The following is a 13,444-nucleotide window of genomic DNA, read 5'->3' on the forward strand; positions in this document are numbered from 1 at the left end:
GGTCTAGAATGCGCAATTGGACATGCGCGCCGCTTGGCGCTTGTCCCGCCTCACCAACCATAAGCCGCCGTGATCACCCTCGATCCCCTGACCATAGTTCTGATGTCCACCGTGATGTGTGGGGCGATGAGCATCGTGCTGTTTTCCGTCTGGCGCAGCTTCCCGGCCGAGATAGGCGGGTTGCGCGAGTGGGCGCTGGGTTTGCTGTTCATGGTGGCAGGGACCGTGCTGCTGACGTTGCGCGGCGGCGCCGTACCCAAGCCCCTGCCGGTGCTGACCATGAATGCCGTGCTGCTGTGGGGCATAGGGCTGTCCATGATCGGCACCGAAAAATTCTATGGCCAGCGGCCCAGTTGGCGCCTGTTCCACGGTGTCTGGCTAGCGGGCATGGGCGCCATGGCCTGGTGGCTGCTGGTGCGGCCCGACTTTCCGGCGCGGGTGGCGGTATTTTCGGCCTTCGTCACCTTGTTCTACTGCCGCCAGGTGGGGTTGATCGCGCGCCATGGCGAGCGCCAGTTTCCCACCCTGTTTTTCGGTGCGCTGATGTTGATCCAGGCGCTGGTGGTGGCCACGCGCGGTATGCTGGCGCTGTTTGGCGGCGGCACCTCGGTCGACCTGCTGCGACCGGGGCCGTTCCAGAATGTCTACCTGGCGATCAGCAGCTTCATGGTGCTGATGCTGGTCGTGGGTTTCATGACGGTGGCCACCCGGCGTTTGCAAACCATCCTCGAACAACGTTCGACGCGTGATCCGCTGACCCAGGTGCTGAACCGGCGCGGTTTCGGCGACGTCTACGCGCGCGAGCGGGCGCTGATGCAGCGCGAACGCCGCGCCACCAGCCTGATCAGCATCGATCTCGATCATTTCAAATCCATTAACGACCGTTATGGCCATGCCACCGGCGACCGGGTGCTGGTGCATGTGGCGGAGGTGATCGGCAAGGTGCTGCGCGCTTCGGACCATGTGGCCCGCTTTGGTGGCGAGGAGTTCGTCGTGCTGCTGCCCGACACGGGCATGGAGCGGGCCTGCAGTGTGGCCGAGCGCATCCAGGACGTGCTGCGGGCGCCGCGCAACAACGGCCTGCCGGCCTACACGGCCAGTATCGGCATCGCCTGCCAGCTCAGCGCCGAGGAAGACCTGGACGGTATCCTGCAGCGGGCCGACGGCGCCTTGTACCGCGCCAAGGCGCTGGGGCGCGACCGGATCGAAGTGGCGGAACCGGCCACCCTGCCATCGCGGGTGGCGCTGGGCTGAGCGCCGCTGCGACCCGTACCTGCACGGCAAGGCGTCACAACGACGCTACGGGCTTTTTGAAGCGAACTCTTACTGTGGCCCGGCCAGGGTGCGTAGCTGGAACTGGTAGTCGCGGTTGAACAGGAAGGTCTCCGTCACGGCCAGGTGGCGGCCACGCAGCAGGGCGCCGGGGCGCGGCAGCGGCTCGGCCTGGCGCACGGCGTTCATGGCGATGCTGGAGGCGTCCTCGTCGCGCGAGCGGTGCACCCGCAGGTTGCCGATATTGCCATTGCTGTCGATGGTGAAGTCCAGCACCACGATGGCCGGCAGCATGGGCGGCAGCGTGCCATAGAAGATCTGCTTGGGATTCGCGGCGACGATGTGCCGGGCGACCTGGATCTTGTAGTCGTCCAGGTTGGCCGCCTGGCGTGTGCCGGGCGCCGGGGTGGGCGCCGGCGCCGGGGCACGCGTGACGGGGGGCGGCGGCAGCACGGTCGGCTGCCGGTAGCAGGAAGTGAGCAGGCCAGCGAGCAGGGACATCCCTACTAACGAGGCCAGCCCCGCGAGGGCTGTTTTCCTCAACGGTGTCGTGGCCATGGCAATCTCCGGTTAGTTGAACAGGCGGCGCAATTCCGCGCCAGGGTCCGGTGCGCGCATGAACGCTTCGCCCACCAGGAAGGCATTGACGTTAGCGTCGCGCATACGCTTGACGTCATTTGTTACCATGATGCCAGATTCAGTGACAACGAGGCGCTCGCTTGGAATCCGTGGCAACAGGCCCAGCGTGGTGTCCAGCGACGTTTCGAAGGTGCGCAGGTTGCGGTTGTTAATGCCCATCAGGTTGGTCTTCAGGCGCAGGGCGGCCGTCAGTTCGTCGCCGTCATGCACTTCCACCAGCACGTCCATGCCCAGTTCGTGGGCGCAGGCTTCCATTTCCGCCATCAGGCCGTGATCGAGCGCCGAGACGATCAGCAGGATGCAGTCGGCGCCCATGGCGCGCGCTTCGTAGACCTGGTAGATGTCGATCAAAAAGTCCTTGCGCAGCACCGGCAGCGCGCAGGCGGCGCGCGCCTGCTGCAGGTACTCCACCGCGCCCTGGAAGAACTGCACGTCCGTCAGCACAGACAGGCAGGCCGCGCCGCCGGCTGCGTAGCTGGCCGCGATGTCGGCCGGGCGGAAATCGGCCCGCAGCACACCCTTGGACGGCGACGCTTTCTTCACTTCCGCGATCACGCCGGCCTCGCCGGCAGCGATCTTCCGGCGCAGGCTGGCTTCGAAGCCGCGCAGGCCGGCCCGCAGTTCGGCGTTGCCTTCCACTTCGCGCTGCAGGCTGGCCAGGTTGCGGTGCTTCTTGGCGGCGGCCACTTCGTCGGCCTTGACGGCCAGGATCTTGTTGAGGATGTCGGACATGATGGGAACCAGTGAAAAGAGGGATGCTAATGTTGTTCGGGCCGGGACAAGCGCAGGCGCGGGTGCGGGCGCGGATCCGGGTCCGGCGTGCGGTGGCGCGCGCCGGACAGGGGCTTTCCTTAGTTGGTCGCGCCCAGCGTCTGCGTCACCTGCACGAACTGCTCGATTTTCTTGAGCGCGGCGCCCGATTCGATGGCGATGCGGGCCCGCTTCAGGCCATCCTCGATCGAGCTGGCCACGCCGGCCGCGTACAGCGCCGTGCCGGCGTTCAGGGCCACGATGTCGTACGGCGCGCCGGGCTGGCCGGTCAGCGCTTCCATCATCATGGCGCGCGAGGCGGCGGCGTCGGCTACCTTCAGGTTACGGCTGGCGATCATCTGCAGGCCGAAGTCTTCCGGGTGGATTTCGTATTCGCGGATTTCGCCGTTGACCAGTTCACCGACCATGGTGGCCGCGCCCAGCGACACTTCGTCCATATTGTCGCGGCCATAGACGACCAGCGCATGCTGCGCGCCCAGCCGTTGCAGCACGCGCACCTGGATACCCACCAGGTCGGCGTGGAACACGCCCATCAGGATGTTGGGCGCGCCGGCCGGGTTGGTGAGCGGGCCCAGGATGTTGAAGATGGTGCGCACGCCCAGTTCGCGCCGCACCGGTGCCGCATGCTTCATGGCCGCGTGGTGGTTGGGGGCGAACATGAAGCCGATGCCGGTCTGCGCGATCGACTGGGCGATCTGCTCCGGTTTCAGGTTGATGTTGGCGCCCAGCGCTTCGATCACGTCGGCGCTGCCGGACGAGGACGACACGCTGCGCCCGCCGTGCTTGGCCACGCGCGCGCCGGCGGCGGCGGCCACGAACATGGAGGCGGTGGAGATGTTGAAGGTGTGGGCGCCGTCGCCGCCGGTGCCGACGATGTCGAGCAGCCCGCTGGTGTCGGCCATCGGCACCTTGGTGGAGAATTCGCGCATCACTTGCGCGGCGGCGGCGATTTCGCCGATGGTTTCCTTCTTCACGCGCAGGCCCATGGTCAGGGCCGCGATCATCGTGGGCGACATTTCGCCGGACATGATCTGGCGGAACAGGTGCAGCATCTCGTCGTGGAAAATCTCGCGGTGTTCGATGCAGCGCAGCAGGGCTTCTTGATGGGTGATCGGCATGGCAATTCCTTCTTCAATTTTTTGAACGCGGGTCGCAGCAATGGCAGGAAAGGCGTACGTGAAGACGTACGCCGTCCCCGTCAGCGGACCAGGAAATTCTTCAGCAGCTCGTGGCCGTATTCCGACAGGATGGACTCGGGGTGGAACTGCACGCCCTCGATGTCGTATTCCTTGTGGCGCACGCCCATGATTTCACCGTCGTCGGTCCATGCCGTCACTTCCAGGCAGGAAGGCAGCGAGGCGCGCTCGATGGCGAGCGAGTGGTAACGGATCACTGTGAAGGGGGAAGGCAGTCCTTTGAAGACGCCCACGCCCGTATGCGCGATGAGAGAAGTTTTGCCATGCATGACCTGCTTGGCGCGGATCACCTTGCCGCCAAAGGCTTCGCCGATGGCCTGGTGGCCCAGGCACACGCCCAGGATGGGCTTCTTGCCGGCGAAGTGCTTGAGCACCGCCAGCGAGATGCCGGCCTGCGACGGGTCCTTGGGACCGGGCGAGATGCAGATGCGGTCCGGATTGAGCGCCTCGATCTGTTCGATCGTGATTTCGTCGTTGCGGTAGACCCGCACGTCCTCGCCCAATTCGCCGAAGTACTGCACGATGTTGTAGGTGAAGGAGTCGTAGTTGTCGATCATCAGCAGCATCTCAGAACTCCCCATCCAGGCCATCTTGCACTTGTTCGGCGGCGCGCAGCACGGCGCGCGCCTTGTTTTCAGTTTCCTGCCATTCCATCTCGGGGATGGAGTCGGCCACGATGCCGGCCGCGGCCTGCACGTACAGGTTGCCGTCCTTGATCACGCCGGTGCGGATGGCGATGGCCACGTCCATCTCGCCGCCGAACGACAGGTAGCCGCAGGCGCCGCCGTAGATGCCGCGCTTGGAGATTTCCAGCTCGTCGATCACTTCCATCGCCCGCACCTTGGGCGCGCCCGTCAGGGTGCCGGCCGGGAAGGTGGCGCGCAGCACGTCCAGGTTGGACAGGCCGTCCTTCAGTTTGCCCTCCACGTTGGAGACGATGTGCTGCACGTGCGAATACTTTTCGATCACCAGGCGGTCGGTGACCTTGACGCTGCCGATCTCGGAAATGCGGCCCAGGTCATTGCGGGCCAGGTCGATCAGCATCACGTGTTCGGCGATCTCTTTCGGATCGGCCAGCAGTTCCTTGGCCAGTTCGGCGTCGCGCTCGGGCGTGCTGCCGCGCGGGCGGGTGCCGGCGATGGGGCGCAGCGTGACCTTCTTCTGGCCGTCCGGCGCCGTCTCGTTGCGCACCAGGATCTCGGGCGAGGCGCCGACGATCTGCATGTCGCCGAAATTGTAGAAGTACATGTACGGCGACGGGTTCAGCGAACGCAGCGCGCGGTACAGGGTCAGCGGCGAATCGACGTAGGGCTTGCGCAGGCGCTGGCCGATCTGCACCTGCATCAGGTCGCCGGCCAGCACGTATTCGTGGGCCTTGGCCACGGCCTTCAGGTAGTCGGCCTTGTCGAATTCGCGGATGGTTTCGGTGCGCACCGAGCTCGAAGTGACCGGCGCATCCACGCCACGGCGCAGCATCATGCGCAAGTCCTTCAGGCGCTGGCGCGCTTTCGAATAGGCTTCTGGCTGGGTCGGGTCGGCGTATACGATCAGGTACAGCTTGCCCGACAGGTTGTCGATCACGGCCAGTTCTTCCGTCACCATCAGCTGGATGTCGGGCAGCCCCAGGTCGTCCTTGGGGCAGGTGGCGGCCAGCTTCTTCTCGATGTGGCGCACCGTGTCGTAGCCGAAGTAGCCGGCCAGGCCGCCGCAGAAGCGCGGCATGCCGGGGCGCAGGGCCACCTTGTAGCGGGCCTGGAATTGTTCGATGAATTCGAGCGGATTGCCCTCGTGGCGTTCGATCACGGCGCCGTTGCGGACGATCTCCGTCACGTTGCCGCTATTGCGCAGCAGCGTATTGGCCGGCAGGCCGATGAAGGAATAGCGGCCGAAGCGCTCGCCGCCCACCACCGATTCGAGCAGGAAGGTGTTCTTGCCCGCGTTCTGGGTCTGGGCCAGCTTGAGGTACAGCGTGAGGGGAGTTTCGAGGTCGGCAAACGCTTCCGCGATCAGCGGGATACGGTTGTAGCCTTCGTTGGCCAACGATTTGAATTCGAGTTCGGTCATGTTTCTCTCCATGCCGCCGCATTGTGAGCGGCGGTGGGTTTGCAAAAAACCTGTCGGGTGCGCGTGGGCACGTGCGACAGCAATCAGTTCGGCTTGTTACTTTTGCCAGGATTGCCAGCGTCGCCAAAGCCAGGCCTCAATCGAGCCCGGTTGTGTGACATTGTGTTTTTTGGTGAGAAACATTATCGGTTGAGCGTAGTATGCAGTCAGTTATGCAAACGAATCTGGCGTGCCGCTTCTAGCAGCGTGTCAACTATACCATCGGAATCGGTTTCGTGTATAGCCTGTCCGTGATTGTAACCGTAGGGTACCGTCAACACGGGGCAACCGGCGGCCCGCGCCGCCTGCGCGTCGTTGGACGAATCGCCGATCGCCACCACGGCCGATGGCGCCAGGCCGAAGCGCTCGCACACGGTCAGCAGCGGCAGCGGGTCCGGCTTCTTGCGCGCCAGCGAGTCGCCGCCATACACCACGTCGAAATAGCCGTGCAGGCCTTTCTGGTGCAGCAGCGGGGTGGCGAACGAGATCGGCTTGTTGGTCACGCAGGCCAGGCGCAGGCCCTGGGCCTTGAGCGCTTCCAGGCCCGCGATCACGTCCGGATACAGCGCGCTGTGGTTGCCGTTGATGGCCAGGTAGTGACGCTGGTAGGACGCCAGCGCCGCCTCGAAATGCTGCTCCACGCCGGCCGCGTCGTAGTCGAGCGCCAGCACGCTGCGGATCAGGTTTTCGGAACCCTTGCCCACCATGTTGGCGATCTGCTGCTGCGAAATGGGCGCCAGGCCCAGTTCCGCGCGCATGGCGTTGATGGCCACGTGGAAGTCGGGCACCGTGTCGAGCATGGTGCCGTCCAGATCGATGATCGCGGCGCGTACGCCTGCCAGGACTTTCATGCTTACACCGTCGCCAGTTGGGTGCGCATGGCGTCGATCACGGCCTTGTAGTCGGGCTGGCCGAAGATGGCCGAGCCGGCGACGAAGGTGTCGGCGCCGGCTTTGGCGGCGGCGGCGATGTTGTCGATCTTGATGCCGCCGTCCACTTCCAGCAGGATGTCGCGGCCCGACTCGTCGATCTTGCGGCGCGCCAGCGCGATCTTCTTGAGCGCCTCGGGGATGAAGGACTGGCCGCCGAAGCCGGGGTTGACGGACATGATGAGGATCATGTCGATCTTGTCCATCACATGGTCCAGGTAGTGCAGCGGGGTGCCGGGGTTGAACACCAGGCCGGCCTTGCAGCCGTTGTCGCGGATCAGTTGCAGCGAGCGGTCGATGTGCTCCGACGCTTCCGGGTGGAAGGTGATGATGTTGGCGCCGGCCTTGGCGAAATCGGGGATGATGCGGTCGACCGGTTTCACCATCAGGTGCACGTCGATCGGCACTTGCACGTGCGGGCGGATCGCTTGGCACACCAGCGGGCCGATGGTCAGGTTCGGCACGTAGTGGTTGTCCATCACGTCGAAGTGGATGATGTCGGCGCCGGCGGTGACGACGTTGCGTACTTCCTCGCCCAGGCGGGCGAAGTCGGCGGACAGGATGCTGGGAGCGATGCGGAAAGTGGTCATGGTGTGGTCGTGCAGTGTGCTTGCATTTTAAAAAGATGCGCTATTTTACGCTCGCTGGCGCGGCCGCGCCTGTTTGCCCCCCGGTTTTATGGGGCGTTTTGGCTGCGGCAGCTTGCATCCTGCTCCAATTTGGAGTGCAATGTAGGACTGACGATATTGAATCGCTATCATTGCCGGCGATTCACGTTTTACCGTTTTTTAAGGAAAGTCGATGGCCACTTACGAATTTACTGTGTCGGTCAGAACCCAGTACCTGCCCGAGCAGTCCGACCCGGAGCGCACCAATTTCGTGTTCACATACTCGATCACGATCAAGAACACGGGGACGGTGCCGGCGCAGCTGATCTCGCGCCATTGGGTCATCACGGACGCCAACAACCATGTCGAGGAAGTGCGCGGCCTGGGCGTGGTGGGCCATCAGCCATTGCTGCAGCCGAACGAGCAGTTCGAATACACGAGCGGCACGGCGCTGCAGACCCAGCAGGGATCGATGACGGGCGAGTATTTCTGCGTGGCCGAAGACGGCCACCAGTTCGAAGTCAAGATTCCCGAATTCGTGCTGTCGCTGCCGCGCACGCTGCACTGACGCGGACTGCGCCACTTCACCGGGGCGCGCCGCCGCGCCTCAATTCGTGTCGTCGTTCTTCTGCTTATTTTGTTGCTGGGCGGGTTTTTTACCCGAGTACATGGTCCACCAGACGATGAAGACCAGCAGGAAGAACGCCACGATCGCTTCCAACATCAAGACCCACATAGTTATCCTTATGTCATTTACACGCAGTAGTTTACTCGTTTCGGTGACGGCCGTCGTGCTTTCGCTGGCCGCCTGTACCACGGCGCCGCCGCGCCAGCCCGCGCCGCCGCCCGTGGTGCCCGCGCCAGTGCCGACCCCAACGCCAACGCCTGCGCCGCAGCCAACTGCGCCGCAATTCGTGCCGTCCACCTTCGCGGCGCTGCCGGGCTGGGACCGCGACGACGTGCGCGCCGCCTGGCCGGCTTTCATGTCGTCCTGCCAGGTGCTGGTCAAGCGCGTGGACTGGAAGGAGGCCTGCACCATCGCCCGCACCGTCAACGGCAACGACGAGCAGGCGATTCGCACCTTCTTCGAAGCGTTCCTGGTGCCGAACCAGGTCATCGCGCCCGACGGCGCGCAGGATGGCCTGGTCACCGGCTACTACGAACCGTTGCTGCGCGGCGCCCGCAAGCGCGGCGGCCCCTACCAGACGCCGTTGTACAAGGTGCCCGATGATTTGATCACCGTGGACCTGGCCAGTGTGTATCCCGAGTTGAAGGGCATGCGCTTGCGCGGTCGGCTGGTGGGCAAGAAGGTGGTGCCGTATTCGAGCCGCGCGGAGATCGAGCGGGCCGACGCGGCTGGCAAGGAGCTGCTGTGGGTGGATGATCCTGTTGAATCGTTCTTCCTGCAGGTGCAGGGCTCCGGCCGTGTGCAACTGACCGATACCCAGGAAACCGTGCGCGTGGCCTACGCCGACCAGAATGGCTATCCCTACAAATCGATCGGCCGCTGGCTGGTCGATAAGGGGGAATTGACGATGGAGCAGGCCTCGGCGCAGGGCATCAAGGCGTGGATCGCCGGCCATCCCACGCGCATGCAGGAGCTGTTCAACGTCAATCCCAGCTATGTGTTCTTCAAGGAGGAGCGCTTGCCTGATCCGCGCGTGGGGCCGAAAGGGGCGCTCGGTGTGCCGTTGACGCCGCAGCGTTCGGTGGCCATCGATGCATCCCAACTTCCGCTGGGCGTACCCATGTTCCTGTCGACCACCCAGCCCAACAGCGACATCCCGATGCAGCGGCTGGTGATGGCGCAGGATACGGGCGGTGCGATTCGCGGCGCGATCCGGGTCGATTACTTCTTCGGCTTCGGCACCGAGGCGGCCGACAATGCGGGCCGCATGAAGCAGCGCGGCGCCATCTGGCTGCTGTTGCCGCGCCAGGCGCCGGCGCGCTGATTGCGCCGGCGGTGCGGTCCTGGCTCAGGGCCGCACGGCGCGGATGGGCTTGGACATGAGCAGGGCGATGGTCAGCACCACGCCGCCGGCCGCGACGCAGGCCATGCCTGTGCGGATGCTGTAGTGCTCGGCCACGGCGCCCGCCACCATTGCGCCCACGGGCGCGGTGGCCACCGTCAGGAAGCGCATGGTGGAGGTCATGCGGCCCAGGAATTCGTCGGGTGTCACCTTCTGGCGCAAGGCCAGGTAGGGCATAAAGAACAGCATCACGCCGCAGTCGAAGAAGAACACCAGCGCCGCGTAGGCGACCGCGCTGGCGGTGCGGCTGCCGAACAGTTCTGCGGGGATGGTGGGCATCAGCACGAAACCCAGCGCCGTCGAGGCCACGCCGATCAGGATGGTGCGGCCCGGCCCGAAGCGGCGGTTGAGCGGCTTGAGCAACTGCGAGCTGACGAAGACGCCTATCCCGCCCACCATTTGCGCCGTGCCCAGCATGCCCGGCGTCATGCCCAGTTCGCGCGTGGCGAACAAAATCAACAGTGCCGAATAGCCATAGAACAGCCAGTGCCAGAAGCCCGTGGCCCAGGCCAGCGCACGCAGCAGCGGCTGGCCCCAGATGAATTTCAGACCGTCGTGGATGTCGCGCAGCGGGTGCTTGTCCGATGGGGCGGGGCGCGGATCGCGCACGCTGATGCGGCGCAGGTTGAAGACCGATACCACGAAGCCGGTGGCGTTGAGCAGCACGGCGAACGGCGCCGTCAGCCATTGGATCAGGATGCCGGCGATGCCTGGGGCCAGCAGGCGCGAGGCGGAGTCGGTGGCCGTCAGCTTGGACTGCGCGTCGATCAGGCCATCGCGGCCGGTCAGGTAGGTGAGGAAGATTTGTTCGGCGCCGCCGCCCACCACCGAGCACACGCCGAGCACGAAGGCGTTGGCGTACATCCAGTGGATGGACAGGGCGCCCATCCAGTAGGCGGCGGGGATGCTGGCCAGCGAGATGGCCTGGATCGCCTCGCTCAGTAAGAGGATGGGGAATTTGCTGTTGCGGTCCAGGATCACGCCGGCCGGCAGTGCGAACAGCGCGAACGGCACGGCTTGCGCGGCGACCAGGGTGCCCATCTGCGCCGGCGTGGCGTGCAGCAGCAGCACGGCGCACAGCGGCAGTGCCAGCGCGCTGACCTGGCCGCCGAAGCCATTGAGCACGCTGCTGAACCAGTAGCGGCGGAAGTCGGCATTACGCAACAGCGCGTCGTCGCCGAACTTGTCGCTTAAATATTGGCGGAATACGGTAAGAATGGGACGTCCTGTCTGGGCTGGGCATCAAGCGGTTCATCATACCAGTGCCCCTTCTCCAGAGATAGACGCTACAATCGACGGATACCTGTTCAATTGGAGGAGAGCTCGATGCAGTATGAAGACCTGATCGTAGAAATTCACGACAAAGTGGCGCTGATCCGCCTGAACCGTCCCAAGGCCCTGAATGCGCTGAACGACCGCATGATGAATGAGCTGGGCGATGCGCTGTACAAGTTTGACGCTGATCCGGCCATCGGCTGCATCGTCCTGACGGGCAGCGAGAAGGCGTTCGCCGCCGGCGCCGACATCGCGGCGATGGCCGATTACACCTACACCGACACCTACCGCGACAACTACATCACCCGCAACTGGGAGCACATCCTGCGCGTGCGCAAGCCGGTGGTGGGCGCCGTGTCCGGCTACGCGCTGGGCGGCGGCTGCGAACTGGCCATGATGTGCGACTTCCTGATCGCCGGCGACAACGCCAAGTTCGGTCAGCCGGAGATCAAGGTTGGCGTGACGCCGGGCGCCGGTGGCACCCAGCGCCTGCCGCGCACCATCGGCAAGGCGAAGGCGATGGATCTGCTGCTGACGGCCCGCACCATCGATGCGGCGGAAGCGGAGCGTATCGGCCTGGTGTCGCGCGTGGTCCCGGCCGACAAACTGATCGAGGAAACCCTGGCTGCGGCCGCGACCATCGCCGCCATGCCGACTTCGGTGGCGATGATGATCAAGGACGCCGTCAACCGCGCATTCGAAACCACGCTGACCGAAGGCGTGAACTACGAGCGCCGCCTGTTCCACGCAGCGTTCGGCACGCCTGCCCAGAAAGAAGGCATGCACGCCTTCCTGGAAAAGCGCGCACCGAAGTTCGACGGCCTTTGATCAGAGTGCAAGCCCCAGTCGCTTGCCCAGGCAGAGTAGTGTCAGGGTGGGCGGCAATCCCCACGGGCCGGGGATGACCGAAGCATCGCAGACAAACAGGTTTGGTGTGCTTGTCTGCAGGGAGCTGTCCACGCCGTCGCCGATGCGCACGCTGCCGCCGGCATGGGCGGCGAAATGCCAGCTCTTGAATATTTTGGTGGCCCCGGCGGCGCGCAGGATGTCGCGCGCCATACCCACCCCGACCGCCAGCCTGGCGCGGTCGGCGCCGGACAAACCCTTGTCGACCCAGTGCGGCCCGATGCCGCCGCCGACGTCGTCGCGGATCTTCACCATCAATGTCAGCGTGCGCGCATGCGACAACAGGCGGTCGAATCGCCCGACCTGGGCGGCGAAGGCCTGGTACATGGGCTTGGGCAGCGTCATGTCGGCCAGTGCTATCCCTTCCTCCCGCAGATACATCCCGGCCGCCATTGGCACCTCGGCGCCGCCATCGATATCGTCCACAGATCCCATGACGGCCACGACGGGGTCGCTGAAAAAAGTGCTGCGCGCAGGGTGCAAGCCCGAGCGGTGCAGTAGGCGCGGGCTGCCGATGCCGCCGCCGGCCAGTACCACCTTATCGGCCAGCGCGTGGTGCAGCTTGCCCCCGCGCCGGTAGCGCACGCCGGTGGCCCGGCCGTTCTCCACGATGACTTCTTCGGACCTGGCTTGGTCGATCAGGGTGGCGCCGAGCTGAATGGCCTCATCAAGAAAGTCGCGCGCGGTCCACTTGGCGCCATAGGGGCAGCCATACACACAACGCCAGCAGCCGGTGCGGCAGGATTGTGGACGTATTAATTTATCAAGTTTTTGCCAATTGAGTTGCCGGGCCAGGGCGCCTTGCTGGATGCGCCTGGCCATGGGGCCGATCAGTTCATCCGGCAGGGGCGCCATCGGCAGCTCTGCCTGTAGCGCCGCTAACGCCGGCGCCAGATCGATATCATGTGCGGCGAACATGGCCAATGGTGGCGGGACCGCGGTGGCGAAGTTGATGGTGGAGGTGCCGCCGGCGGCAATGCCGCTGACCAGCAGGGATGCATCATGATGGAAGAAAGCGCTCTTGCCGGGGATGGCGGCAATGCCGGCCATTTGCGACAGCGTACCCTGTAGCGGTGCGGCGCTCCCCTGTTCGAGCACCAGAACCCGCATCCGCCGGCGCGCGAGCTCGCGCGCGACACTGGCGCCGCCCGGCCCACTTCCGACGACGATGACATCGAATGATGGAGGCTTTGTCATGGGATATAGGCGGTGGCAAGAGGGCGGCGGGGCTTCACCTTAGCGCATTTCATGCCGGTCTGCCAGCGAAGGCGATGTTGGGGGACTGCGAAAAAGGCCTTGTCAGTCCCGCGTGGGGTTTGCTATAGTTCGCCTCCCCGCAAAACGGCGCGTGTGAATGCGAGTTGAGCGGGGCGAAAACGAGGGGTTGACGAGCTGCACGAAACACCGCATAATTTCGCTTCTCTGCTGACGAACAAAACGCTTCGCAGCAAGCAGTACCGAATTAAGTTCTTTAACAATTCACAGTCGATAAGTGTGGACGTTTGATGGAAGTGCACGCGGAGCTCGTCTCCGCGATACTTAAAATATCAAATGTTCACAAGAAGTAATGAAATAGGACGCTTCTTAGGAAGTGGCCTGTCAGTATTTTGAGTGAGCGACCCGCTAGCAATAGCGGTGCGAGAAATCGCAAACAAACAGAGATTAAACTGAAGAGTTTGATCCTGGCTCAGATTGAACGCTGGCGGCATGCCTTA

General features: G+C 64.3%; 14 protein-coding genes. 4 read left to right on the forward strand and 10 right to left on the reverse strand.

Annotated elements, in window-relative coordinates; translation table 11 throughout:
- Positions 1-69: 69 nt before the first annotated feature.
- Complete coding sequence (locus H3H37_RS22705) at positions 70-1,254, forward strand: GGDEF domain-containing protein (RefSeq protein ID WP_311197577.1); 1,185 nt, start codon at positions 70-72, stop codon at positions 1,252-1,254.
- Between the two features lie 69 nt (positions 1,255-1,323).
- On the opposite strand, the gene H3H37_RS22710 is transcribed toward H3H37_RS22705, so the two are convergent.
- From H3H37_RS22710 to rpe, 7 genes are all read right to left on the reverse strand, one after another.
- Positions 1,324-1,773 (reverse strand): energy transducer TonB, encoded by a 450-nt coding sequence (locus tag H3H37_RS22710; RefSeq protein WP_182166797.1) that lies wholly within the window; start codon positions 1,771-1,773, stop codon positions 1,324-1,326.
- Positions 1,774-1,842: 69 nt separating this feature from the next.
- Positions 1,843-2,643, reverse strand: coding sequence for an indole-3-glycerol phosphate synthase TrpC (gene trpC / locus H3H37_RS22715; protein WP_182166798.1), 801 nt, complete (start codon positions 2,641-2,643; stop codon positions 1,843-1,845).
- A 119-nt stretch (positions 2,644-2,762) separates the two neighbouring features.
- The gene (gene trpD / locus H3H37_RS22720) at positions 2,763-3,800 is read right to left on the reverse strand and encodes an anthranilate phosphoribosyltransferase (protein WP_182166799.1); all 1,038 of its coding nucleotides are present in this window, start codon (positions 3,798-3,800) and stop codon (positions 2,763-2,765) included.
- A gap of 80 nt (positions 3,801-3,880) precedes the next feature.
- Positions 3,881-4,444 (reverse strand): anthranilate synthase component II, encoded by a 564-nt coding sequence (locus H3H37_RS22725; RefSeq protein ID WP_182166800.1) that lies wholly within the window; start codon positions 4,442-4,444, stop codon positions 3,881-3,883.
- A 1-nt stretch (position 4,445) separates the two neighbouring features.
- Complete coding sequence (gene trpE, locus H3H37_RS22730; RefSeq protein ID WP_182166801.1) at positions 4,446-5,942, reverse strand: anthranilate synthase component I; 1,497 nt, start codon at positions 5,940-5,942, stop codon at positions 4,446-4,448.
- A 206-nt stretch (positions 5,943-6,148) separates the two neighbouring features.
- The gene (locus H3H37_RS22735) at positions 6,149-6,832 is read right to left on the reverse strand and encodes a phosphoglycolate phosphatase (RefSeq protein ID WP_182166802.1); all 684 of its coding nucleotides are present in this window, start codon (positions 6,830-6,832) and stop codon (positions 6,149-6,151) included.
- A gap of 2 nt (positions 6,833-6,834) precedes the next feature.
- Positions 6,835-7,500 carry a ribulose-phosphate 3-epimerase gene (gene rpe, locus H3H37_RS22740; RefSeq protein ID WP_182166803.1) on the reverse strand — a complete coding sequence of 222 codons (666 nt, stop codon included), beginning with the start codon at positions 7,498-7,500 and terminating at the stop codon, positions 6,835-6,837.
- A 211-nt stretch (positions 7,501-7,711) separates the two neighbouring features.
- On the opposite strand from rpe, the gene apaG reads away from it, so the two are divergent.
- Complete coding sequence (gene apaG, locus H3H37_RS22745) at positions 7,712-8,086, forward strand: Co2+/Mg2+ efflux facilitator ApaG/CorD (RefSeq protein ID WP_182157249.1); 375 nt, start codon at positions 7,712-7,714, stop codon at positions 8,084-8,086.
- Between the two features lie 39 nt (positions 8,087-8,125).
- On the opposite strand, the gene H3H37_RS26265 is transcribed toward apaG, so the two are convergent.
- Positions 8,126-8,443: a hypothetical protein gene (locus H3H37_RS26265; protein WP_375540027.1), complete on the reverse strand. Its 318-nt coding sequence runs from the start codon at positions 8,441-8,443 to the stop codon at positions 8,126-8,128.
- Between H3H37_RS26265 and mltA the strand changes: the two genes are divergently transcribed.
- A complete protein-coding gene (mltA, locus tag H3H37_RS22750; protein ID WP_375540028.1) occupies positions 8,433-9,470 on the forward strand; it encodes a murein transglycosylase A in 1,038 nt (345 codons plus the stop codon). The two genes, H3H37_RS26265 and mltA, sit on opposite strands and share 11 nt — an antisense overlap.
- A gap of 24 nt (positions 9,471-9,494) precedes the next feature.
- Here the strand turns inward: mltA and H3H37_RS22755 are convergent, their stop codons facing one another.
- Entirely contained in the window at positions 9,495-10,712 is a 1,218-nt protein-coding gene (locus tag H3H37_RS22755; RefSeq protein ID WP_229218986.1) for an MFS transporter, read from the reverse strand.
- A gap of 162 nt (positions 10,713-10,874) precedes the next feature.
- Here H3H37_RS22755 and H3H37_RS22760 point away from each other — a divergent pair, with 162 nt between their 5' ends.
- Positions 10,875-11,651 (forward strand): enoyl-CoA hydratase, encoded by a 777-nt coding sequence (locus tag H3H37_RS22760; RefSeq protein ID WP_182166806.1) that lies wholly within the window; start codon positions 10,875-10,877, stop codon positions 11,649-11,651.
- Here the strand turns inward: H3H37_RS22760 and H3H37_RS22765 are convergent, their stop codons facing one another.
- The gene (locus H3H37_RS22765; protein ID WP_182166807.1) at positions 11,652-12,926 is read right to left on the reverse strand and encodes a GMC family oxidoreductase N-terminal domain-containing protein; all 1,275 of its coding nucleotides are present in this window, start codon (positions 12,924-12,926) and stop codon (positions 11,652-11,654) included.
- Positions 12,927-13,444 lie beyond the last annotated feature (518 nt).

It is taken from the genome of Rugamonas brunnea (assembly GCF_014042345.1).
Classification (GTDB): Bacteria; Pseudomonadota; Gammaproteobacteria; order Burkholderiales; family Burkholderiaceae_D; genus Rugamonas; species Rugamonas brunnea.